This window comes from Formosa haliotis (assembly GCF_001685485.1).
GTDB classification, from domain to species: domain Bacteria; phylum Bacteroidota; class Bacteroidia; order Flavobacteriales; family Flavobacteriaceae; genus Formosa; species Formosa haliotis.
In genome coordinates, this window is sequence record NZ_BDEL01000001.1 from 1,570,571 (window position 1) to 1,594,653 (window position 24,083).

Annotated in this window: 18 protein-coding genes, 2 tRNA genes and 3 rRNA genes; 4 read left to right on the plus strand and 19 right to left on the minus strand. The window is 36.4% G+C overall.

The window, feature by feature from the left end:
• Nucleotides 1–65 precede the first annotated feature (65 nt).
• The 19 genes from A9D35_RS06210 to A9D35_RS06300 all read right to left on the minus strand — a co-directional run bounded on the left by A9D35_RS06210 (nucleotide 66) and on the right by A9D35_RS06300 (nucleotide 20,421).
• Entirely contained in the window at nucleotides 66–605 is a 540-nt protein-coding gene (locus A9D35_RS06210; protein ID WP_141675489.1) for a hypothetical protein, read from the minus strand.
• A 207-nt stretch (nucleotides 606–812) separates the two neighbouring features.
• Nucleotides 813–1,838 carry an endonuclease/exonuclease/phosphatase family protein gene (locus tag A9D35_RS06215; protein ID WP_066220459.1) on the minus strand — a complete coding sequence of 342 codons (1,026 nt, stop codon included), beginning with the start codon at nucleotides 1,836–1,838 and terminating at the stop codon, nucleotides 813–815.
• A 2-nt stretch (nucleotides 1,839–1,840) separates the two neighbouring features.
• The gene (locus A9D35_RS06220) at nucleotides 1,841–2,719 is read right to left on the minus strand and encodes a rhomboid family protein (RefSeq protein WP_066220461.1); all 879 of its coding nucleotides are present in this window, start codon (nucleotides 2,717–2,719) and stop codon (nucleotides 1,841–1,843) included.
• A 3-nt stretch (nucleotides 2,720–2,722) separates the two neighbouring features.
• On the minus strand, nucleotides 2,723–3,481 hold the full coding sequence (locus tag A9D35_RS06225; RefSeq protein ID WP_066220464.1) for a rhomboid family intramembrane serine protease: 759 nt from the start codon (nucleotides 3,479–3,481) through the stop codon (nucleotides 2,723–2,725).
• Nucleotides 3,482–3,502: 21 nt separating this feature from the next.
• On the minus strand, nucleotides 3,503–5,362 hold the full coding sequence (gene mutL / locus A9D35_RS06230) for a DNA mismatch repair endonuclease MutL (protein WP_066220467.1): 1,860 nt from the start codon (nucleotides 5,360–5,362) through the stop codon (nucleotides 3,503–3,505).
• Between the two features lie 3 nt (nucleotides 5,363–5,365).
• A complete protein-coding gene (locus tag A9D35_RS06235; RefSeq protein WP_066220471.1) occupies nucleotides 5,366–5,653 on the minus strand; it encodes a riboflavin synthase subunit beta in 288 nt (95 codons plus the stop codon).
• 8 nt (nucleotides 5,654–5,661) lie between these two features.
• Nucleotides 5,662–5,880: a hypothetical protein gene (locus A9D35_RS18905; protein ID WP_066220474.1), complete on the minus strand. Its 219-nt coding sequence runs from the start codon at nucleotides 5,878–5,880 to the stop codon at nucleotides 5,662–5,664.
• A gap of 280 nt (nucleotides 5,881–6,160) precedes the next feature.
• Complete coding sequence (trxA, locus tag A9D35_RS06245) at nucleotides 6,161–6,457, minus strand: thioredoxin (protein ID WP_066220482.1); 297 nt, start codon at nucleotides 6,455–6,457, stop codon at nucleotides 6,161–6,163.
• Between the two features lie 74 nt (nucleotides 6,458–6,531).
• Complete coding sequence (locus tag A9D35_RS06250) at nucleotides 6,532–7,953, minus strand: MBL fold metallo-hydrolase (RefSeq protein WP_066220485.1); 1,422 nt, start codon at nucleotides 7,951–7,953, stop codon at nucleotides 6,532–6,534.
• 60 nt (nucleotides 7,954–8,013) lie between these two features.
• Nucleotides 8,014–8,814, minus strand: coding sequence for a sulfite exporter TauE/SafE family protein (locus A9D35_RS06255; protein ID WP_066220488.1), 801 nt, complete (start codon nucleotides 8,812–8,814; stop codon nucleotides 8,014–8,016).
• A gap of 112 nt (nucleotides 8,815–8,926) precedes the next feature.
• Entirely contained in the window at nucleotides 8,927–9,559 is a 633-nt protein-coding gene (locus tag A9D35_RS06260) for a Crp/Fnr family transcriptional regulator (protein WP_066220491.1), read from the minus strand.
• 134 nt (nucleotides 9,560–9,693) lie between these two features.
• Nucleotides 9,694–10,761, minus strand: a complete 1,068-nt coding sequence (locus A9D35_RS06265; protein ID WP_083191646.1) for an aldose epimerase family protein — start codon at nucleotides 10,759–10,761, stop codon at nucleotides 9,694–9,696.
• A gap of 506 nt (nucleotides 10,762–11,267) precedes the next feature.
• A complete protein-coding gene (locus tag A9D35_RS06270) occupies nucleotides 11,268–13,418 on the minus strand; it encodes a S46 family peptidase (protein WP_066220500.1) in 2,151 nt (716 codons plus the stop codon).
• A gap of 261 nt (nucleotides 13,419–13,679) precedes the next feature.
• Nucleotides 13,680–13,787, minus strand: a 5S ribosomal RNA gene (gene rrf, locus A9D35_RS06275).
• A 180-nt stretch (nucleotides 13,788–13,967) separates the two neighbouring features.
• A 23S ribosomal RNA gene (locus A9D35_RS06280) occupies nucleotides 13,968–16,800 on the minus strand.
• Between the two features lie 216 nt (nucleotides 16,801–17,016).
• Nucleotides 17,017–17,090: transfer RNA gene (locus A9D35_RS06285), tRNA-Ala, on the minus strand.
• Between the two features lie 88 nt (nucleotides 17,091–17,178).
• Nucleotides 17,179–17,252 (minus strand) — tRNA-Ile (locus A9D35_RS06290).
• 91 nt (nucleotides 17,253–17,343) lie between these two features.
• Nucleotides 17,344–18,863 (minus strand): 16S ribosomal RNA (locus tag A9D35_RS06295).
• Together the 16S, 23S and 5S rRNA genes with 2 tRNA genes alongside form the textbook arrangement of a ribosomal RNA operon.
• 802 nt (nucleotides 18,864–19,665) lie before the next feature.
• Nucleotides 19,666–20,421 (minus strand): DUF481 domain-containing protein, encoded by a 756-nt coding sequence (locus A9D35_RS06300; RefSeq protein WP_066220503.1) that lies wholly within the window; start codon nucleotides 20,419–20,421, stop codon nucleotides 19,666–19,668.
• 349 nt (nucleotides 20,422–20,770) lie between these two features.
• On the opposite strand from A9D35_RS06300, the gene thrS reads away from it, so the two are divergent.
• The 4 genes from thrS (at nucleotide 20,771) to rplT (ending at nucleotide 23,993) form a co-directional block, all read left to right on the plus strand.
• On the plus strand, nucleotides 20,771–22,705 hold the full coding sequence (gene thrS, locus A9D35_RS06305; RefSeq protein ID WP_066220507.1) for a threonine--tRNA ligase: 1,935 nt from the start codon (nucleotides 20,771–20,773) through the stop codon (nucleotides 22,703–22,705).
• Between the two features lie 32 nt (nucleotides 22,706–22,737).
• Complete coding sequence (gene infC / locus A9D35_RS06310) at nucleotides 22,738–23,286, plus strand: translation initiation factor IF-3 (protein ID WP_083191647.1); 549 nt, start codon at nucleotides 22,738–22,740, stop codon at nucleotides 23,284–23,286.
• A 59-nt stretch (nucleotides 23,287–23,345) separates the two neighbouring features.
• Nucleotides 23,346–23,543, plus strand: a complete 198-nt coding sequence (rpmI, locus tag A9D35_RS06315; protein WP_066220511.1) for a 50S ribosomal protein L35 — start codon at nucleotides 23,346–23,348, stop codon at nucleotides 23,541–23,543.
• Nucleotides 23,544–23,648: 105 nt separating this feature from the next.
• Nucleotides 23,649–23,993 (plus strand): 50S ribosomal protein L20, encoded by a 345-nt coding sequence (gene rplT / locus A9D35_RS06320; RefSeq protein WP_066220513.1) that lies wholly within the window; start codon nucleotides 23,649–23,651, stop codon nucleotides 23,991–23,993.
• Nucleotides 23,994–24,083: the final 90 nt, after the last annotated feature.

Genomic DNA, 24,083 nt, shown 5'->3' on the forward strand with positions numbered 1-24,083 from the left:
GCAATTAACTCTGCATATGTCAAATACTTTCAGTTTTTTTATGTTGGATTCGCAAGGATTACTTTTTATTTATTTCTCAGATTATAAATAGCATTTATATCCTTTATAATTTTGTTTCTAAATCCACGATTATTCAACTTACCTGATGACTTTCCATAAAAGGCTATTTCATCCTTATTATAGTCAATAATAAATACATAAATATCACTAGATTCTACAACATATGAAGTTGCCAATGGCCCAGAAACTAATGAGCTCGCATATTGTTCACTATACAATTGTAAAGTGGGTCTTATAAGTGTTAGCATTAAAAATTGAGATTCTTTTAAAGCATAACATTCTTTCGGAATCTCTATTTGTTCTACCGAATTTTGAGATTCTATTTGTTCTATAATTTTGTTTAGTTTTGGAATGAGTGTTGAACTAAATTTTTCTTTATCCCTAAAAACAACTTTTTTATTTGTTTTATATTTTATGTTATCTACTGTAAAAATTGAATCTAGAGTTTGATTTGTAATTGCAATGAAATTTTGACCGGATCCAGAGGTTTTTTTTTCCTCTGAAGCAAATTCATATATAGGTTCTGTATAATTAAAATTTGACAAATTACTAAATGATGCATCAAATGTAATTACGCTCGAGCTACTACAAGAAGTAAACAATATGGCTAAATAAAGAATTAAAAATCTTGTTTTCTTATAAGTATTTTAATATTCGCTTACCCGGTACATCTAAAACAATCCTAAGACATAATGCACTATTTAACAATACTTCGCAATTTTGTGAACTCTTAGTTACGGTGTATCCTTGTCTTATTTCAAACTCACTTTCGTCATTATAGGATAATGGTCGGAGTAGACGGCATCGAAGGTTTTAAAACTGTTTACATTAAAATTCTCGTCGGTAAAAATAAAATCGATTCGAACGGGGAAAAATTTAAAATTATAGGTCCTTCCAAAGCTATTTCCTGCTTCCCTAAAGGTATCGTTTAAATTGCCTTTAATCTTCCGGTACACATAAGAGCAGGCTGTATTGTTTAAATCGCCTGTAATTATCATTTTGTAATTGCATTGTGCCTTATGTGCCAAAAACAGTTCGGCTTGAGACTGTTGCAAAGCAAAGGTATGACCAATGCTCTTTAATAATTGCTTGGTTGTTTGTTTTTTTAACGCTCCTACTTCTGTATTTATTCGAAGCGATTGTAAGTGAATATTATACACTCTAATGGTATCTTGCCCTTTTACAATATCGGCAAAAATGGCATTATTTGGTGTATCTGGAAAAGTAACCGAGCCTTTGTTTATTATAGGGTATTGAGAAAAAATGGCCTGCCCAAATTGCTGTTGTGCCCCTGCCAACTGGATATATTGATAATTATAAAATGAAAAATCGGCCCCTTTATTTTTTGGATGATATTCTTGAATACTCAATATATCGGGGTGTTGTTCTTCTACAAAGCGCGAAATATCGATACCAATATCTGGATTAGGAATCCAATTATAAATATTAAATAACCGGACGTTGTAACTCATTACCGATAGGTTTTCTTCGTCTTCTATTTGCGGCGATGACGTAAATTTGAATAAAGATCCTAAATAGAAATACCCGATACCTAAAACTAGCATAGACAAAATCATTTGCCGTTTTACCTTTAACAACCAATATAAGGCAAACAATGCATTGACTATAATGAGCACAGGCACGGTAAGGCTTAAAACCGATAGCGTAGCAAAGTTTTTAGGCGGAAAAAAAGGTAAAATATACGATAAGAGTAATAAGGTAGCGAGAACCGAATTGACGAAAAAGATTAATTTATCAATAACGTTAAGCTTCTTCATTCTTATTTTCCCGCTTTAAAAAGAAATTCCTTTTCTTCTTTAGTCAAACTATCATAGCCACTTTTACTTATTTTATCTAAAATAATATCTATGCGTTTTTGTTTTGTAAAGGCATCAAACTCTTCTTTATTATAACCGGCCATATCTTTTTTAGTACGTTTATGAACCGTTTTAAGTGGCGATTTTTTTGTTTTAGAAAACCATCCTGTAACGGTATCTACTAACGCTTCGAATCCCTTACCTATATCGTTCCCTTTTTTGTATTGTAAAGCATAAAACAGACCTAATAGAGCGCCTCCTATATGTGCTAAATTTCCACCGGAATTAGGGCCAAACAATCCTACAACATCTAGCGCAACTATGGCTGCACCAACAATCCATAATTTTACATTAAACATAAAAAACCGAAGATCCATTTGCGGCATATAGGCACACATAAACACTAAAAGTGCCCGCACAGCAGCCGAGGCACCCACCAATCGATTTCCTGTATAAAATACATTTGGCAACAACGAATAGCCTAAAACAAACATGGCCGCACCCGCAATAGCGCCTAAAAAATAAACATTGATGGCTAATTTTTTATTAAAAAGATTTAAAAACCATTGCGCAATAAAATATAACCACAGCATATTAAATAGCATGTGGATAAAATCGTAATGCACAAAAGCATAAGTAATAATAGACCAAGGTGCCAATAAAACTTCGGAAAACTGACTTGGTAATTCGAACCACAATAAACTAGAATGACTAGGTAAAGTAGAGGTTAATGCTTGCAATATAAACCCAACAAAAAAGACAACAACGTTAATGGCTATTATCTTTTCTAAAACATTTAAATGTGATAATTTTTGTTTTATATCTTGATTTAACGTGTTCATATATTAATCCCAACGGTTTTTGTTAAATTGTGTTTTTTTCCAATACCACATAATTAAAAATCCGGTTAATGCACCTCCAACATGAGCCACATAAGCGGTGTTACTCGGACTAAAAAAGGACTGACCGGTTAATGCAGAAATAAGATCTAAGGCAATAATTCCCGGTATAAAATATTTGGCTTTAATAGGAATTGGTAAAAAAATCATCATCAATTTAGACTCTGGATATAACATACCGAAAGCTACCAAAACCCCCATAATAGCTCCAGAGGCTCCTACCATAGTACCATTAAACACACTTACAAATTTCCCCAATTGCTCTCCATCTAATACCTGAGCCCAACGGGTATCGTACATGGCATAACCCGAACGTAAGGTTGATAAGGTTTCGGTTTGACTAAATCCTGCAGCATTTAATGCAGACATTCCCGAATGAAACTGGAAATAATAATACCCGAGCATTAACAGTGCTGCTCCTAAGCCCGAGGATATATAAAAAAACAAAAACTTTTTAGTTCCAAACTGTTGTTCTACCGGCGAACCAAACATCCAAAGGGCTAGCATATTAAATGCGATGTGCATAAAACCACCGTGCATAAACATATGCGTAAATATTTGCCAGGGCTGAAATGCTTCATTCTTAGGAAAATGCAAAGCAAACCAATCATAAAACAAAGTTCCGCCACCTACGACCATGGTCCCAATAAACATAATAACATTTATGATTATAAGGTGCTTAACTGTATCGGTAATTCTATTCATAAGATCTATATTGCTGTTAATTTACATAAATTTTTTATCTAATTCATCAACCGTCATGGTAATAAATGTAGGTCTGTTTGTTGGCGAAACATTAGGTTCTTTACAAGCAAACAAACTGTTCACTAAATGATCTTGTTCTATTTGCGTTAGAGACTGCCCAGATTTTATGGCCAAACTTTTTGCTAACGATTTTGCTAATAAATCGGCTGCGCTAAAATTAGCATCGGGAACTTCGTGTTCTACATCGCTAATTAACTGCTCTAATATAATACTTACTTCGCTTTCTGGCACATTAATTGGCAATCCAATAATTTCTACCATGTGGTCTTCAAAATTTTGAAACACAAACCCTGCGTGTTCTAAATCGCTTTTAAGCTGAAAAACGATATCGTGTTCTTGCTTAGACAACTGAATTTGTAAGGGAAATAATAACTGCTGACTGACCGTATCTTTTCCTGTAATAAACTTTAAAAAATCTTCGTATAACACACGCTGATGGGCTCGATGCTGATCGATAACCAACATCCCCGATTTAATGGTATTTAATATATATTTATTTTGAAGTTGATAGGTAGTTTGTTTAGGAGCCATCTGGACTTCATCGAACATAGATGCCGTACTTTCTACACTTTCAAATTGAATTTCGCTGAAATCTTGCTTCGATTTAGTGCCTTTCGATTCCATGCCTACATACAAACTTTCCCATCCTGCAGTAGAAGTTTCTTTGCGTCCAGAATAGGACGATGATCTAGAAGGTGCAGCAGCTTTCTCTGTATTAAACGGATTAAAAGATCTATCCACTTCTATGGTTGGCGTACTTGCCGATTTGTTTGAATAATCGTAAGGCGTATCGAGATTTGCATCTCTTTCAAAATCTAAAACTGGAGCAATATTAAATTGCCCTAAACTATGCTTAACAGAAGCTCTTAAAATGGCATATAAGGTATGTTCATCATCAAACTTAATTTCTGTTTTTGTAGGATGTATATTGATATCGATGGTTTGCGGATTCACTTCTAAATTTAAGAAATAACTCGCATGTGTTCCTTCCTTAATCAACCCCTCGAAAGCAGCGGTAATTGCATGGTTTAAATAGGCACTTTTTATAAACCTTTGATTTACAAAAAAGAATTGCTCGCCTCTAGATTTTTTAGCGTATTCCGGTTTTCCAACAAAACCAGATATTTTTAAAACATCGGTATCTTCGTTTACAGGAACTAACTTTTCGTTTGTTTTTGGTCCGAAAATATTAACAATTCGCTGTCTGTAATTACTTTGTGGCAAATTAAACATTTCTGAACCGTTGTGGTACATTACAAAGCTAATGCTTGGATGTGCTAAGGCCACACGCTGAAACTCATCGATAATATGGCGGATTTCTACAGTATTCGACTTTAAGAAATTACGGCGCGCCGGGATATTAAAAAACAAATGCTTAACAGCTATCGATGTACCTGTAGGCGTCACGACCACATCTTGACTCACAATCTCGCTCCCTTCAATAGTAATTGCCGTACCAACTTCGTCTTGTTCTTGTTTGGTTTTTAACTCTACATGAGCAATGGCCGCTATACTGGCTAAAGCTTCCCCGCGAAAACCTTTGGTATTAAGTTGAAATAAATCTTCGGCCGATCGGATTTTAGAGGTTGCATGACGTTCAAAACTTAAACGTGCATCGGTAACACTCATACCAATACCATCATCTATCACTTGTACTAAAGTTTTACCAGCATCTTTAACCAATAATTTTATAGTTGAAGACTTGGCGTCTATAGCATTTTCTAATAATTCTTTAACTACAGAAGCTGGCCGTTGTACTACCTCGCCCGCAGCAATTTGATTCGCTACGTGGTCTGGTAAAAGTTGAATAATATCTGCCATTTTTTATTTTGGAAGGAATATGGATAAATCGAATTCAATAATGAATAAGAATATAATAACAAGAATCGCAACAATAATTAAAATACGTCTATTTGCTGCTCGGTCTGGGGTTTCTTTTAATTCTTGAAAGGCATTTTTAAATTTAGACTTTATGCCCCCTGTTGGCCCAACGGTCTTTCTAAAATCGTCAAATTTATGTTTAATTTCATACGGACTCCCTTCGCCATCATTTTTAAAATGCCGAGGGGTATATGTAAATTTTTTATTTTTTCTGGTTTTAAAAATCCCCATGGTTCTTGCTACAATTCATAATTATTTAATACATACCATAAAATTACAACCAAAATTAAGATGACGATCCAACCCGTTAGCCGAATCCCTCTTTTACCTTGGTGTTTGCGTGTTTGTTTAAGCTCGTCCCATTTCGAAGACATTTCATTTCCAGACGCTTGGTCATTGTCTTGAAATTTAGGCTTATAATTAAACGCTTTATTCTTTCGTTGATTAAATAAACTCACTATTAAAAAACTAGTCTTTGTTATGCTTCAAATGTACTCAAAATTGAGAAGAAACTCGAATCCCAAATCTAAAAAATTGTTAATAAAACCAACCGAATTCTATGTTTTTAAACCTTTGTACTTAATTAAAACGTTCTTAAAATTCATAAAAAAACACCTCGATTGCAACGAAACACATTTTCAATAGTGACTGGAGTTGACCTGTATAAAATCAAAAAGCGTCCCGTTAAGGACGCTTTTATCGCTATCAATCAATACTAGATACTTACAACCTTTCGGTTTAAATATCACGTTTTATTACTTGAAGTAAGTCCGATTTTTGAACTACTCCAGATTGTCTCCATACTTGTTTTCCCGACTTATATAAAATTAAAGTGGGAACGCCTTTTACATGTAATTGCGACGCTAAGGCTTGGTTTTTATCGACATCTATTTTTAAAATTGAAACCGATTCCCCAAGTGCATCTTTTACTTCCTTTAATATCGGGCTCATCGCTTTACAAGGTCCACACCATGTCGCGAAAAAATCGACTAGCACAGGTTTATCTTGCTTTACAAGTTCTGAGAACTTACTCATATTAAATGCTTTATAAAATTAGCGACTGCAAAAGTACGACCTAAATACAGTTTATCAAATTAATTTGTTAAATTTTAACTTTTACCATTTTTTAATGTAGAAGGACACACAAAATCTGTTAACGGAATACCTGCTTCTCGAATGGCCTTCATCCCGCCTGCGACATCTATTAGATTGTGAAATCCGCGACTTTTTAAAATAGACGCTGCTATTACAGAACGATACCCTCCTGCGCAATGCACATAAAACGGAGCTTCTTTAGGTATTTCTGAAAGGTAATCATTTATAAATTCTAAAGAGGCATTTTTAGCATTTTCAATATGCTCTGATGCGTATTCTGAATCTTTTCGCACATCGAAAACATTAAGATTTTCTGTTTCTAAACGCGATTTAAAAGTCTCTGCTGAAATAGATGAAATAGTATCGTATTCTTTCCCTGCTGATTTCCAAGCTTCAAACCCGCCTTTAAGATAGCCTAAGGTATTATCGAAACCAACACGGGACAAGCGTATAACCGCTTCCTCTTCCATACCTGGGTCTGTAATTAATAAAATAGGTTGTTTTACATCTTTAATAAGAGCTCCTACCCATGGGGCAAATCCGCCTTGTAATCCGATAAAAATAGATCTAGGAATATGTCCTTTTATAAAATCGTCTTGATGTCGCACGTCTAAAACCAAAGCTTCAATACTATTCGCTACAGCTTCAAATTCATCTGCTGTTAACGCTTTAGTTCCTTTTTCAATAATGGTATCAATATTATCGTATCCTTCTTTATTCATTTTTACATTCAACGGAAAATATTGAGGAGGTGGAGCTAAACCATCGGTCACTTCTTTTATAAACTCAGATTTAGTCATATTCTCACGCAAGGCATAATTTACCTTTTTTTGATTGCCTAAGGTATCTACCGTTTCTTTCATCATGTTCTTTCCACAAGCAGAACCTGCACCATGACCTGGATACACAATAACATTATTCGCCAAAGGCATAATTTTTGTGCGTAAACTATCGTATAAATAGCCTGCCAAATCATCTTGGGTTACCTCGCCTTTCTGAGCTAGATCTGGGCGGCCAACATCGCCTAAAAACAAAGTATCTCCACTAAAAATAGCATAATCTTTAGCCGATTCGTCTTTAAGTAAATAGGTTGTACTCTCCATGGTATGCCCTGGAGTATGCAAGACTTTTATTACCACATCGCCCAACTTAAACTCTTGTCCATCTTCAGCAATTATAGCTTCAAATGCAGGATGTGCAGTAGGGCCAAACACAATAGGAGCACCTGTTAATTGAGATAGCGTAACATGCCCACTAACAAAATCTGCATGAAAATGCGTTTCAAAAATATATTTAATTTTAGCCCCCTCTTTTTCAGCTTTAGCGATATAGGGATCGACCTCGCGTAACGGATCGATAATAGCTACTTCACCTTTACTTTCTATATAATATGCGCCTTGCGCTAAACATCCTGTATATATTTGCTCTACTTTCATATCTCTATATATTTACAATTCAAATTTAATACTGTTTTAAATACTTTCTAGTAACTCAGGTTACATAATAAGTTCCTTAATTATAATAAAACACCCCATTACCAAAACAAACCAACCGAATCCTTTTTTAAGTTTTTCACCGGGAATATAATTAGATAGATAGCCCCCTAAATAAATCCCAATAACCGCTATGGACGTAAAACTTAATAAGAATACCCAATCGATATCTATGTTACCTATATCTCCTATAAACCCGATTAAAGAATTTACGGCAATAATAAATAAAGAAGTTCCGACAGCTTTTTTCATGGACAGGTTTCCTAAAATTATTAGCGCTGGAATAATTATAAATCCTCCTCCTGCTCCAACAATACCTGTAAAAAAGCCGATAACTATGGCTTGATTAAAAATTAAAAGATTACTTAATTTTTTATGAGTATGCTCTTCGTCTTCATCCTTTTTAGGCTTTAGCATGGTTACCGATGCAATCACCATCATCACGGCAAACATAACCATTATAAACATGTCTTTTGTGACAACAAAATTTCCTATTTCGAAAATAGATTCTGGAATAGCTGGAATTATAAATTTTCGGGTAATATAGACCATTGTAAAAGCCGGAATGGCAAATACGGCTGCAATTTTTAAATCGACTAAACCCTTTTTAAAATTGGTGTAGGTCCCAAAACTAGAAGCCACACCCACTACAAATAACGAATATGCGGTTGCTGTTACTGGGTTAAGCATAAGGAGATACACCAAAATTGGTACTGTTAAAATAGAGCCACCACCGCCTGTTAGTCCTAAAACTAAACCAACAATTAATGCCCCAACATACCCTATAATTTGTGAAATATCCATGCTTACTATTTCGACAAATGTACAGCTATGTTAACGGTCGTCAAGTAACCTAAGTTACATTCGAATTTAAATTACCGATTATGATGATCTAAATAGGAAAATTATAATCACGTTATAAATCTAACATATGAATTTGATTCCGAGAAAGTTTTAATCGGCCATCGTTTTCTAATTTTTTAAGTAGTCTAGAAATTACAACTCTCGAAGTATGAAGATCTTGTGCAATGTCTTGATGTGTGACCGAAATTATCTCATTATGGTTTACCATAGCCTTATCTTTGAGGTATTTTAAAAGACGTTCATCCATTTTTAGGAATGCAATGGTGTCAATAGATTCCAATAATTCTACCGTCCGTTCATGATAACTTTGAAGAATAAAATTTTGCCAGCTAGAATATTTCCCTAACCATTCTCCCATTTTTTCTACGGGCACCATTATTAAGGTTGTTGGTGTTTCTGCAATAGCCCGAATTTCACTCTTTCCATTACCCATACAACACGAGAAACTCATGGTACAAGTATCTCCTTGCTCTATAAAATAAAGGAGTAATTCATCGCCTTTATCATCTTCTCTAAGAATTTTTATTGCGCCGCTAATCAACAATGGCATATGGGTAATAGTTTGTCCAATATCCATAAGTGAAAAGCCTTCGGGAACTTCCTTAAAAAGTCCGCATTGGTTTATATCCTGAAGTAATTCATCTTCAAACAAATACCCGTAATGCTTTTTTAGTACTTCAATCATAACTTGATAAATAAGACTATAAATATACGGATTAACTCTCCATAAACGGAATTCAAATTAATAGGAATTCTGTTTTCGGACACTTAAAAATCGAAACTATTTGATTACTAAAGCCCTTAAAATTGTGTAAATATTTATTTTACTGAAAATTTAAATATCGTTTTAGAATGATAAGTTTCACCCGGATGTAAAACGGTAGAAGGGAAATCTGTCTGATTTGGGGAATCTGGATAATGCTGAGTTTCTAGGCATAACCCCGTTCTGCGGCCATAGGTTCCGCCTTGTTTTGAGGGTAAAGTATTATTTAAATAATTGGCGGTATACAATTGCACCCCTGGTTGGTCTGTAAAAACTTCTAAAAACCGACCATTGGATTGGTCGTAAACAGTGGCTGCCAAACGTACCCCTTGCTCTGGATTATTAATAACAAAACTATGGTCGTAACCCGCTCCATGTTTAATTTGGATATCGTTGGCTTCAATATCTTTCCCGACTAATTTAGGTGACCTAAAATCGAAAGGTGTGCCTTGTACCGGTGCCAATTCTCCTAGCGGAATAGCATCTTCGTTAACAGGTACGTAACGATCCGCATTAATCATTAATTCGGATTCTAAAACTTGTTTTGTAAAATCTCCGGAAATATTAAAATAACTATGTTGTGTTAAATTTACCACAGTCGTTTTATCTGTTTCTGCTTCGTAAGTCACCTCTAAAGCATTATTTGCTGTTAAGGTGTAAAGTACTGTTGTATTTAAATTTCCAGGGTATCCTTCTTCCATATCTGGACTTAAATAATTGAGTTTTAAAGCTACAGAATCATCATTCTCAATTGGCTCTGCCTTCCAAATTACACTATCAAAACCAACAGTACCTCCATGGAGATGGTTTGGTCCGTTATTGATGGCTACATTATAGGTCTTGCCTTCCAAAGAAAATGTTCCGTTTGCAATCCTATTCCCATAACGTCCTATAATCGCCCCAAAATATGTTGGATTGCTTAAATATGGCTCTAGAGTATCAAATCCCAGTACTACATCTTCAAAAATGTTATCTTTATTTGCTACTTTTAATGTGGTAATGATTCCTCCTAAGGTAATCACTTGCACTTCCATGCCGTTCGTATTTTTAAGGGTATAAAGATCTACCTGCTGTCCGTCTGGACTTGTACCAAATTTAGATTTTGTAATTGATGCCTTATTCATTTTCAGAGATTCTAGATTCGTAATCACATTTTAAAAGTAAATTATACTTTTATTATAAATTCCCATAAAAGTATAAAAAACTTAAATAAATAAGTCTTGTTTTTTGTTAGAATTAACGTCTATTAAAAAATAAATTCTAAAGCATCATTTCATAGTTATAAACCTAAGAACATGTAAAAACACTTGAGTGTCCCCTACTTCAAATCTAATTCTTGTTGTTTCTACAGCACTTCTAGAAAGGATAATATGCATTTACCAAATGTTCTTCTAAAGAAGTAAAATAACATCTACTATCAATTATTTCTACCTACCCCCAATCCCAACGTTTGATTTAGTTAACACATATCAACATCATCTTAGAAAATTAAAAAGAGGCTATCTAAAAGATATTTTAATAATGGATAACACAGTTAAATGTGAAATATCTAAATTTAAAATACGTTTAGGATAGCCCCTTAAATTTATTCCCGAATAATTCCGGAAATATTAAACCTTATAAAAAAATTTTATTTATCGTTAATAATAGTTAATTCATCAACAATATGTTTAGCATTAGAATATTTATCGATTAGCCATAACACATATCTAATATCAACATTAATGGTTCGTTGTAAATCTTTATCGAATATTACATCTCCCGCCATAGCTTCAATATTACCGTCGAAGGCTAAACCAATTAATTCACCTTTTCCATTAATAACAGGAGAACCAGAGTTACCTCCAGTAATATCGTTATCTGTTAAGAAGTTAACCGGTAATTGCCCGTATTCATTGGCATAACGACCATAATCTTTAGTTTCGTACATATCAAGCATACGCTGATCTAAATCGAATTCGCTATCGTTAGGTACATACTTATTAATCATCCCCTCTAAAGTGGTATAATTATTAATATTAGCATCGTTTCTAGCATCTTTTGGCAATGCTCTCACCTTTCCGTAAGTTAAACGTAAAGTAGAATTGGCATCTGGATATTGAATTTTAGATAATCCTGATTCTCTTAAACCTTGTACTAATAAACGATAAGATGCTTGGTAATCGTTTTCTGGTTTAACTAAATTATCAGGCATTTCACGATATTTAGTTAATAACTGAGACGATAAAATATATAAAGGATCTTTATGTAAAGCTTCTACATCTGGGTTTTTAATAAAAGCTTCTACCTGTTCTTTCGATGTAAAAATACTTTTATCAAAACTGTCATTTACATAAGACGTAAAATCGTTATTATTCTTTTTCCCTATTTCTGAAACAATACTAGGAATAGGATAGTTGGATTTAGAAGCATATAAACCTAATTGCTTAGCTAGCATCTCTTTTTCTAAGGGTAGATAGAAGTCTTTATAAGAGGCATCGATAGAAGCTTCTAATTTTGGTAAAACTTCGGCCTTCTTCGCTTCATTTTGAGTCGCATAATACTCTAAACTCTGACCTAAACTAAAAGGTAAGGTTGAAAATTTACTAGTACGCAATAAGCTCACTAAATAATTACTTTGTTTAGATTTCTCGTTTGTTAAATCGTAGTAGGCATTAATATTTGAGATAACATCGCCGTACTTGGCTTTATTTTGTTTTTTGTTAGCCCATTTATTGAATTTCTTTTCGGTTTTGCGTTTTGTCTTTACCGTTTTATGAGCGGTCAAGGCATCAATCATTCCCTGACGGTTTTTCCAATAATTGGCAACACCAGCATATTTTGAAGCATACATAAGGTTTACGTCCTCACTTTGATCCATATACTTCTTCATAACATCCATACCTAACTTAGAACCTTCTACCCAAGCAGGATAAGAATAGTTTATATTTTGCTCGACTCCAGAAGCTGGCATCCAACGATTTGTACGTCCAGGATACCCTAATATCATAGCAAAATCGTCCTCATGAACACCATCTATATTTACAGGTAAATGATATTTAGATTGTAATGGGACATTATTTTTTGAATACTCTGCAGGTTCTCCATTTTTATTAGCATATACACGAAATAACGAAAAATCACCCGTATGTCTTGGCCATTCCCAATTGTCTGTATCTCCACCATATTTCCCAACGTTTTCTGGAGGTGTTCCGACTAATCTTACATCGTTATAATCTTCGTAAACGAAATAGTAATACTCGTTACCCTGGTAAAACGAACGAACAGAAACGGTATATTTACCACCTTCATTATTCTCAGCTTCAATTTTAGCAATTTCTTTATTGATAATGGCCTCACGTTCCTTCTCGCTCATAGTATCATTTACTAATGATAAAATACGTTTAGAAACATCGTCCATTCTTACAAAGAACCTTACATATAAACTTTCTGGCTTCATTTCATCGGCTAAAGAATCCGCCCAGAAACCATTTTTAAGGTGGTTTTGTTCTGCAGTAGAAAGTTCTGCAATCGCATTATAACCACAGTGATGATTGGTTAATACCAAACCACTATCAGAAATAATACTAGCCGTACAACCTCCGTTAAATTGTACAATGGCATCCTTTAAACTCTGATTGTTGATACTATAAATTTCATCAGGGGTTAATTGTAAACCCATTTTTTGCATATCGCGATAATTTAATCGCTCTATATGCATTAAAAACCACATCCCCTCATTAGCCAATGCCGAAGGCAAGGACAAAATAAAGGCCATGATTAAAAGACATAATTTCTTCATTTTTAGCTTATTTATTAAATAAAGCACAAAAATAGGGAAATTTTACATGAAATTTTAGTGATAAATCACTTATAAGCGAATAATGATAATCATAATGAAAAATGTAATTTTTTAAGAATTCTTATAAAAAGAAGGAAGATAATATGATGAATATGTAGGCAAATAATTAAATTTTCAAAAGTCCCATTATTCATAGGAAAAAGAAGATAATTATAAACCAAAAAAAAATCCTCAACAAAACTAATTGTTGAGGATTTCTAAAAAAGGCAACGACCTACTCTCCCACAAATGCAGTACCATCGGCGCTAATGGGCTTAACTTCTCTGTTCGGAATGGTAAGAGGTGAGCCCCATCGCTATAATCACCTTAAATTGTTGGTTGTTGGTTTGTAGTTTTTGGTTGTTGGAGCTTTTTCCAACTAATAACCATGAACTAACAACTAGCAACCGCGCTTCTTAGCGCAAATATTTTAACATATTGAAAAATACCCGAAGGTTATATACATATAAATCCTAATAATAAATCTTGTACTCTTTTAAAAAACAGGCGTACAATAAGCCTATGGGTTATTAGTACTACTCGGCTATGACATTACTGCCTTTACACCTATAGCCTATCAACGTGGTCATCTCCCACGACCCTTTAAAGAAATCTCATCTTGTGGTGGGTTTCGCGCTTATATGCTTTCAGCGCTTATCCCTTCCCAACGTAGCTACTCTGCAATGCTCCTGGCGGAACAACAGATACACCAGAGGTTGGTCCAACTCGGTCCTCTCGTACTAGAGTCAGATCCACTCAAATTTCTAACGCCCACAGTAGATAGAGACCGAACTGTCTCACGACGTTCTGAACCCAGCTCGCGTGCCACTTTAATGGGCGAACAGCCCAACCCTTGGGACCTTCTCCAGCCCCAGGATGTGACGAGCCGACATCGAGGTGCCAAACCCCCCCGTCGATATGAGCTCTTGGGGGAGATCAGCCTGTTATCCCCGGCGTACCTTTTATCCTTTGAGCGATGGCCCTTCCATGCGGAACCACCGGATCACTATGCTCTACTTTCGTACCTGATCGACTTGTAGGTCTCTCAGTCAAGCTCCCTTATGCCATTGCACTCTACGCACGGTTACCAAGCGTGCTGAGGGAACCTTTAGAAGCCTCCGTTACTCTTTTGGAGGCGACCACCCCAGTCAAACTACCCACCAAGCACTGTCCCTTCAATGAAGGTTAGACTCTAGATAAGCAAAGGGTGGTATTTCAACAATGACTCCACAACACCTGGCGATGCCGCTTCAAAGTCTCCCACCTATCCTACACATTACTTATCCAAAACCAATACTAAGCTATAGTAAAGGTGCACGGGGTCTTTTCGTCCCACTGCGGGTAATCGGCATCTTCACCGATACTACAATTTCACCGAGCTCATGGTTGAGACAGTGTCCAGATCGTTGCACCATTCGTGCAGGTCGGAACTTACCCGACAAGGAATTTCGCTACCTTAGGACCGTTATAGTTACGGCCGCCGTTTACTGGGGCTTCATTTTAGACCTTCGCATTACTGCTAAGCCCACCACTTAACCTTCCAGCACCGGGCAGGTGTCAGGCCATATACGTCATTTTTCAATTTAGCATAGCCCTGTGTTTTTGATAAACAGTCGCCTGGACCTTTTCACTGCGGCCCATCCGAAGATGGGCGACCCTTCTCCCGAAGTTACGGGTCTATTTTGCCTAGTTCCTTAACCATGAATCTCTCGAGCTCCTTAGAATTCTCATCCCAACTACCTGTGTCGGTTTAGGGTACGGGCTGCTTCTTTTGCTTTTCTTGGAAGTCGCTACTCTGGATTATCACCTTGACCGTAGTCTCAGTGTACTATCGCCGTGTTACCACTGGCTTCAACGAACTATTCCGTCAGTTCGCACCAAATTTACGCCTCCGTCACTTTTAGTAAGAGCAGGTACAGGAATATTAACCTGTTGTCCATCCACTACCCCTTTCGGGTTCGCGTTAGGTCCCGACTAACCCTCAGCTGATTAGCATAGCTGAGGAAACCTTAGTCTTTCGGAGTGCGGGTTTCTCGCCCGCATTATCGTTACTTATGCCTACATTTTCTTTTCTATACGTTCCAGCATGACTCGCATCACACCTTCAACACCTATAGAATGCTCCCCTACCACTTATAACTTTTGTTATAAATCCATAGCTTCGGTAATATGTTTATGCCCGATTATTATCCATGCCGAACCGCTCGACTAGTGAGCTGTTACGCACTCTTTAAATGAATGGCTGCTTCCAAGCCAACATCCTAGCTGTCTGAGCAGTTCAACCGCGTTTTTTCAACTTAACATATATTTGGGGACCTTAGCTGATGGTCTGGGTTCTTTCCCTCTCGGACATGGACCTTAGCACCCATGCCCTCACTGCTGATCAACATTTTATAGCATTCGGAGTTTGTCAGGAATTGGTAGGCGGTGAAGCCCCCGCATCCAATCAGTAGCTCTACCTCTATAAAACTATAAATCAACGCTGCACCTAAATGCATTTCGGGGAGTACGAGCTATTTCCGAGTTTGATTGGCCTTTCACCCCTACCCACAGGTCATCCGAAGACTTTTCAACGTCAACCGGTTCGGTCCTCCACTGTATGTTACTACAGCTTCAACCTGCCCATGGGTAGATCACACGGTTTCGCGTCTACCACTACTAACTAAAACGCCCTATTCAGACTCGCTTTCGCTACGGATCCGGACCTGAAGCCCTTAACCTTGCTAGCAACGGTAACTCGTAGGCTCATTATGCAAAAGGCACGCCGTCACACGTAAACGTGCTCCGACCGCTTGTAAGCGTATGGTTTCAGGATCTTTTTCACTCCCTTATTCAGGGTTCTTTTCACCTTTCCCTCACGGTACTAGTTCACTATCGGTCTCTCAGGAGTATTTAGCCTTAACGGATGGTCCCGCCAAATTCACACAGGGTTTCACGTGCCCCGCACTACTCAGGATACCACTATCTAATTGTTCTTTACCTATACGGGACTATCACCCTCTTTGGTTCCTCTTTCCAAAGGATTCTAATTCATTACACTTCGAATAACGTGGTCCTACAACCCCAATGTTGCCGTAACAACACTGGTTTGGGCTAATCCGCGTTCGCTCGCCACTACTTACGGAATCACTTTTGTTTTCTTCTCCTCCGGGTACTTAGATGTTTCAGTTCTCCGGGTTCGCCTCCTTACGGATACTATATCTTCAATATAGTGGGTTGCCCCATTCGGATATCTGCGGATCATATTGTATGTGCCAATCCCCGCAGCTTTTCGCAGCTTATCACGTCCTTCATCGCCTCTGAGAGCCTAGGCATTCCCCATACGCCCTTATTTAGCTTATTGTACTTTTTGCTTTTTTAATGAGTTTGTTATTAGTTAAAAGCTCGTAAACTTTAACTAACAACGAATTATTATTGTTTAAAATATATCTTATATAGTATGTGCAATACTACATAAGCTAATATCTTAATTATTTTTATGTATCTTTTTCAATATGTCAATGAACGTGTGGCGAATCGCCACTGATAAATTATTATCAGCAGACAACTTTTGCCGTTGTGGAGAATATCGGAGTCGAACCGATGACCTCCTGCGTGCAAGGCAGGCGCTCTAGCCAGCTGAGCTAATCCCCCAATTACTAGTCGTTAGTAATTAGTAGTTAGTAGTTAGTACTGTTAACTACTACTCTAGCTTCTAGAATTTCCTTTTTTATTATATTAGTAGTCTCAGGCAGACTCGAACTGCCGACCTCTACATTATCAGTGTAGCGCTCTAACCAGCTGAGCTATGAGACTCTACTATAATAGATCATTTAAATTAACAGCTTGAGAATAAAGCATCTCTTTTCCTTGTTACTATCTTACTCCAATAGTCGTCTTTCTCTAGAAAGGAGGTGTTCCAGCCGCACCTTCCGGTACGGCTACCTTGTTACGACTTAGCCCTAGTTATCGACTTTACCCTAGGCCGCTCCTTGCGGTGACGGACTTCAGGCACTTCCAACTTCCATGGCTTGACGGGCGGTGTGTACAAGGCCCGGGAACGTATTCACCGCATCATGGCTGATATGCGATTACTAGCGATTCCAGCTTCACGGAGTCGAGTTGCAGACTCCGATCCGAACTGTGATAGGGTTTATAGATTCGCTCCACCTCGCGGTGTGGCTGCTCTCTGTCCCTACCATTGTAGCACGTGTGTAGCCCAGGACGTAAGGGCCGTGATGATTTGACGTCATCCCCACCTTCCTCACAGTTTGCACTGGCAGTCTTGTTAGAGTTCCCGACATCACTCGCTGGCAACTAACAACAGGGGTTGCGCTCGTTATAGGACTTAACCTGACACCTCACGGCACGAGCTGACGACAACCATGCAGCACCTTGTAAATTGTCCGAAGAAAAGTCTATCTCTAAACCTGTCAATCTACATTTAAGCCCTGGTAAGGTTCCTCGCGTATCATCGAATTAAACCACATGCTCCACCGCTTGTGCGGGCCCCCGTCAATTCCTTTGAGTTTCATTCTTGCGAACGTACTCCCCAGGTGGGTTACTTATCACTTTCGCTTAGCCACTCAATCCGAAGATCGAACAGCTAGTAACCATCGTTTACGGCGTGGACTACCAGGGTATCTAATCCTGTTCGCTACCCACGCTTTCGTCCATCAGTGTCAGTGTATTATTAGTAATCTGCCTTCGCAATTGGTATTCTATGTAATATCTATGCATTTCACCGCTACACTACATATTCTAACTACTTCATAATAACTCAAGACAACCAGTATCAAAGGCAATTTTACAGTTGAGCTGCAAGATTTCACCTCTGACTTAATTGTCCACCTACGGACCCTTTAAACCCAATGATTCCGGATAACGCTTGGATCCTCCGTATTACCGCGGCTGCTGGCACGGAGTTAGCCGATCCTTATTCTTACAGTACCGTCAAGCTCCCTCACGAGGGAGTGTTTCTTCCTGTATAAAAGCAGTTTACAACCCATAGGGCAGTCTTCCTGCACGCGGCATGGCTGGATCAGGCTCTCGCCCATTGTCCAATATTCCTCACTGCTGCCTCCCGTAGGAGTCTGGTCCGTGTCTCAGTACCAGTGTGGGGGATCTCCCTCTCAGGACCCCTATCTATCGCAGTCTTGGTAAGCCGTTACCTTACCAACTAACTAATAGAACGCATGCTCATCTTTTACCGATAAATCTTTAATATAAAAATGATGCCATTTCTATATACTATGAGGTATTAATCTTCATTTCTAAAGGCTATCCCTCTGTAAAAGGTAGATTGCATACGCGTTACGCACCCGTGCGCCGGTCGTCATCTGTGCAAGCACAATGTTACCCCTCGACTTGCATGTGTTAGGCCTGCCGCTAGCGTTCATCCTGAGCCAGGATCAAACTCTTCATCGTTAAATTTTTAAGTGTTTCCACTTGTACTTTTAACAACTAATGGAATTAAATTTTGGTACTCAAAATGGTTTATTCTCTTTTTGTGATACTAACCGTTTCCAGTTAATATCTACGCTGTCAATTCAATATGTTAATGAACTTATTTCTCTTCTTTTCTTAACGCGTTTCCTTGTTAAGCGGGTGCAAATATAAAACCCTTTTTTATTCCTTGCAATGTTTTTTTGAAGTTTTTTTTAGATTGTTTTTGCAAACTTTCTAATCTCTATAAAACACTACTCAAAGAACTTCTCTTGTCTAAAAACGTTGCCGTTTTTAGCGGCTGCAAACTTACAACCTTTTTTGTTCCTACAAAGCTTTTTCTAATCTTTTTTAAAACTTATTTTAAATCCGATTTTTTAACCTGTTAATGAACATTTGCTTACTCTTCTATCATACCCTCTCGCCGTAAGCGGGTGCAAATATACAACCTTTCCTTTTTATAAAACTAACTTTTATGAGGTTTTTTTTGATTTGTTTTTAATATGCAGGTTTGCAGAGTATTGAAAGCGCAAATTAATTTTATGTGATTACTATTTCATTCCAATTACAGCTATAAATTACCTAAATATACTTTACCCTGTTTTACTTCTAAGCCTATTCTCTGTCTATAATATTAGATATAGAGATAACTATATATATAATGGACTTAACTATTTACTTAAATACAATAAAGTAATCAACCAGCATTCTGCAACGCAGCTTCATTATTATATAAGTACTCTTTAACCTTACAGCTGGAAACTAATCAATAAAATACTTTCAACTATTTAAAGGTATAAGAAATTCCGTTTAATAATTGAAACTGAGTTGTTGGTATGCCCTCGACCGGTCTCGTATCGAACTGTAGGATGTAACTTATATTCAATTGTAAATTCTTAATAATTTCAACAGAAAAGGTATTATAAGTATTTAACCTGTAATCATTCAATTCATTAACGACTGGCTGATAAAATGTTGTTGTTTTAAAAGATAGTATAGACAGGAAGTGATAATCGAAAGTGAGATACCCACTAAATCGGACGTCATTATGATATCGAGGCGTAATATCTCCGCGTTCCTTTTCGTATTCGTACATTAATAAGGTACCTAAAAACAATTTTTTCTTTGGCTTATCTACCAACCTAAATCGCGGACCAGCCCCTACTAAATGTCTTTCATCAATATTAGAAATCGCATCTGAATGCGCCTGAATAAAAGCTTCTAGAATTAAAACTGGACCTGTTTCATAATTATACCTTAAATGAAAAGTACCTTTATTAATAATGTCCTCCTCATCTATCGTCTTAAAATCTACATTCCCAATTAATAAGTATAAATGTTTCTTATTTTGATATTGCGCAAACAAACTTGTGTTTAGCGTAAATATATTCCGGGTGTTTTTAATGAAATTAATATTCAACTCTGCTCCTCCAGAAAATCCTGTGGTATCAGAATCTACTCTAAGATTTTCAACATTCAATATTTGTGCCGACAAGGAAGTGTTTATTATAAAAAAAAGTAGTAATAAGTTTAATTTCATTTAAATATTTAAAAAAGTGATTTTATATAGGAGTAGCATGTACTAAGCAACTATATGCTTTTAATATACGGGAGGCAAATATAGTAAAAAAGCTGTTTTACTTTAATCGCTTAAAACAGCTAAATTTTGTTAAAGCTTACTAGGCTTATTACTATTCCATAGTGAATAAAACAATTCATCTTAATATTTACAAAGCATTGAACTTAAAACTAAACTCCATTTAAACCACAAACAGCTCACAGACAAAACTTTAATGACTTAAAAACGAAGTTGCGTTAAATAATAATTAAGTGTATTGTATTAACAAGTTTATACTCTTATCTTTGCAAATTCAATTTTAATATATAATATGATACAGATCACATTACCGGATGGTAGTATAAAATCGTTTGAGCAAAATACGACTCCTATGGATGTCGCTAAAAGTATTAGTGAAGGTTTAGCAAGAAATGTAATTTCTGCAAGTTTTAATGGTAAAACTGTAGAAACCGTTACACCTTTAACCACCGATGGATCTTTAGTATTATATACATGGAATAACAACGAAGGAAAAACTGCCTTTTGGCATTCTTCTGCTCACGTTCTTGCACAAGCGCTAGAAGAATTATATCCTGGTGCAAAACTTACTATTGGACCAGCAATTGACAATGGGTTTTATTACGATGTAGATTTTGGAGATCATGTCGTGTCTGATAAAGATTTTAAAACCATAGAAAATAAGATGCTAGAAATTGCTCGTGGAAAACACACGTTTAACATGAGATCTATTTCTAAAGCCGAAGCTCTAGAAACTTATAAAGATAATGAGTACAAAACGGAACTAATTGAAAATTTAGAAGACGGTACCATTACATTTTGCGACCACTCTACGTTTACCGATTTATGCCGCGGCGGACATATTCCGAATACAGGAATTATAAAAGCTGTAAAAATATTATCGGTAGCTGGGGCATATTGGAGAGGAGACGAAAACAATAAGCAATTAACTCGTGTTTACGGAACCTCGTTCCCTAAGCAAAAAGAGCTTACAGAATATCTTGAACTTTTAGAAGAAGCAAAAAAGCGTGACCACAGAAAATTAGGTAAAGAATTAGAGTTGTTCACCTTTTCGTCTAAAGTTGGCCAAGGATTACCTTTATGGTTACCAAAAGGGGCTGCACTTAGAGAACGTCTTGAAAACTTCTTAAAGAAAGCACAAAAGAAAGCGGGTTACGAAATGGTAGTAACACCACATATTGGTCAGAAAGAATTATACGTAACGTCTGGACATTATGCTAAATATGGAGAAGATAGTTTTCAACCTATCCTAACTCCAAAAGAAGGCGAGGAGTTTTTATTAAAGCCAATGAACTGTCCACATCACTGCGAAATTTATAACAGTGCACAATGGTCTTATAAAGATTTACCTAAACGTTTCGCAGAATTTGGTACAGTATACCGCTACGAACAAAGTGGAGAACTTCACGGTTTAACACGTGTTAGAGGGTTTACTCAAGATGATGCACATATTTTTTGTACTCCAGATCAATTAGATGCTGAATTTAAAAATGTAATAGATTTAGTTCTTTATGTATTTGGATCTTTAGGTTTCGAAAATTTTACAGCCCAAGTATCTGTAAGAGATTTAGATAATCCCGACAAATATATAGGTAGCGTAGAAAATTGGGAGAAAGCAGAACAAGCCATTATAAATGCCGCGACAGATAAAGGTCTAGATTTTGTAGTGGAATCTGGAGAAGCTGCTTTTTATGGTCCGAAGTTAGATTTCATGGTGAAAGATGCTTTAGGCAGACAATGGCAATTAGGTACCATACAAGTAGATTACAACTTACCTGAGCGTTTTGAATTGACGTATAAAGGTAGTGATAATGAATCGCATCGTCCAGTAATGATTCACCGTGCTCCTTTTGGAAGTATGGAACGATTTATAGCTATTTTATTAGAACATACCGGAGGTAATTTCCCACTTTGGCTAATGCCAGATCAAGTTATTATTTTATCTATTAGTGAGAAATATGAAAAATACGCCGAAAAAGTTTTAAATTTGCTAGAAAATCACGAAATTCGCGCCCTCGTAGATCATAGAAATGAGACGATTGGTAAGAAGATAAGGGAAGCAGAAATGAAGAAAATCCCTTATATGATTATCGTGGGAGAGAACGAGGAGCAAGAAAATAAAATATCTGTGCGTCAACACGGTGGAGAGGATTTAGGTAGTATTACCGTTGAAGCCTTCGCCGAAATTGTAGAAACAGAAACGAATAAAACATTAAAACAATTTTAAATAAGTTTAACTAAAATTTTACAGCCATAGCAATACGTAGAAAAAAACAAGCCCCAAGAAGGGTTGAAAAAGAAGATCAGCACAGAATTAACTCCAAGATTAGAGTTGAAGAAGTTAGATTAGTAGGAGACAATATTGAAGTTGGTGTCTATCCAATTAAACAAGCCTTAGCCTTTGCCGAAGAACAAGAACTAGACCTTGTCGAGATATCGCCAAAAGCAGTACCTCCTGTTTGTAAGATTATGGATTATAAAAAGTTTCTTTACGAACAAAAGAAACGTGATAAAGCTTTAAAATCCAAGGCTACTAAAGTTATAGTTAAAGAAATTCGTTTTGGACCTCAAACCGATGACCACGATTATGAATTTAAAAAGAAACATGCCGAAAAGTTCTTACAAGAAGGAGCAAAATTAAAAGCATTTGTATTCTTTAAAGGACGTTCTATTGTATTTAAAGAACAAGGTCAGATTTTATTGTTGCGTTTAGCACAAGATCTTGAAGAGTACGGAAAAGTAGAACAAATGCCAAGATTGGAAGGTAAACGTATGACTATGTTTATTGCTCCAAAGAAATCAAAATAAACCCTGAAAAAATCAGGTTTAAAATAATAAGCGAAATAATTAAAAACTAGGAGAACAAGATGCCTAAAATGAAAACAAAATCTAGTGCCAAAAAACGTTTTAAGTTAACAGGTACTGGTAAGATTAAAAGAAAGCACGCTTTTAAGAGTCACATCTTAACAAAGAAGTCTAAAAAGCGTAAGCTAGCGTTGACACACAGTGGATTAGTTCACGATAACGATGTTAACAGCATTAAAGAACAATTACGTTTAAAATAATAAACGGATTCGTTCTGGTTACAATTATTTAATAACCCTGGAGTTAGGCCAAAATTAAAAGTATCAATTATAGTTGATCGCCTACTACAAAAACACATTTAAGAAATGCCAAGATCAGTAAACTCAGTAGCAAAAAGAGCCAGAAGAAAAAAGGTTCTTAAGCAAGCAAAAGGTTACTTCGGACGTCGTAAAAACGTTTGGACAGTAGCAAAAAATGCGGTTGATAAAGCTATGCTTTATTCATACAGAGACCGTAGAAATAAAAAGAGAACATTCCGTGCCCTTTGGATCACGCGTATTAACGCAGGAGCTAGACAATACGGATTATCTTATTCTCAATTCATGGGTAAATTAAAAGCTAGTCAAATTGAATTAAACCGTAAGGTTTTAGCCGATTTAGCGATGAACAACCCTGAAGCTTTTAAAGCAATAGTAGATAAAGTAAAATAAGGCGTTTCGCCTAATTGTATAACATTTCGCTTATAAAATTAAACCGACTTTAAAAGAGTCGGTTTTTTTATGTCTTTAGTTAAGATTATA

Bases quoted from the DNA above. Each gene is read 5' to 3' on its own strand.
- rplT (WP_066220513.1), top strand. From the start codon at position 23,649: ATGCCAAGATCAGTAAACTCAGTAGCAAAAAGAGCCAGAAGAAAAAAG.
- mutL (WP_066220467.1), bottom strand. From the start codon at position 5,362: ATGGCAGATATTATTCAACTTTTACCAGACCACGTAGCGAATCAAATT.
- A9D35_RS06255 (WP_066220488.1), bottom strand. From the start codon at position 8,814: ATGGATATTTCACAAATTATAGGGTATGTTGGGGCATTAATTGTTGGT.
- A9D35_RS06225 (WP_066220464.1), bottom strand. From the start codon at position 3,481: ATGAATAGAATTACCGATACAGTTAAGCACCTTATAATCATAAATGTT.
- thrS (WP_066220507.1), top strand. From the start codon at position 20,771: ATGATACAGATCACATTACCGGATGGTAGTATAAAATCGTTTGAGCAA.
- rpmI (WP_066220511.1), top strand. From the start codon at position 23,346: ATGCCTAAAATGAAAACAAAATCTAGTGCCAAAAAACGTTTTAAGTTA.
- A9D35_RS06270 (WP_066220500.1), bottom strand. From the start codon at position 13,418: ATGAAGAAATTATGTCTTTTAATCATGGCCTTTATTTTGTCCTTGCCT.
- trxA (WP_066220482.1), bottom strand. From the start codon at position 6,457: ATGAGTAAGTTCTCAGAACTTGTAAAGCAAGATAAACCTGTGCTAGTC.
- A9D35_RS06300 (WP_066220503.1), bottom strand. From the start codon at position 20,421: ATGAAATTAAACTTATTACTACTTTTTTTTATAATAAACACTTCCTTG.
- A9D35_RS06215 (WP_066220459.1), bottom strand. From the start codon at position 1,838: ATGAAGAAGCTTAACGTTATTGATAAATTAATCTTTTTCGTCAATTCG.
- A9D35_RS06250 (WP_066220485.1), bottom strand. From the start codon at position 7,953: ATGAAAGTAGAGCAAATATATACAGGATGTTTAGCGCAAGGCGCATAT.
- A9D35_RS06265 (WP_083191646.1), bottom strand. From the start codon at position 10,761: ATGAATAAGGCATCAATTACAAAATCTAAATTTGGTACAAGTCCAGAC.
- A9D35_RS06220 (WP_066220461.1), bottom strand. From the start codon at position 2,719: ATGAACACGTTAAATCAAGATATAAAACAAAAATTATCACATTTAAAT.
- A9D35_RS06260 (WP_066220491.1), bottom strand. From the start codon at position 9,559: ATGATTGAAGTACTAAAAAAGCATTACGGGTATTTGTTTGAAGATGAA.
- A9D35_RS06235 (WP_066220471.1), bottom strand. From the start codon at position 5,653: ATGGGGATTTTTAAAACCAGAAAAAATAAAAAATTTACATATACCCCT.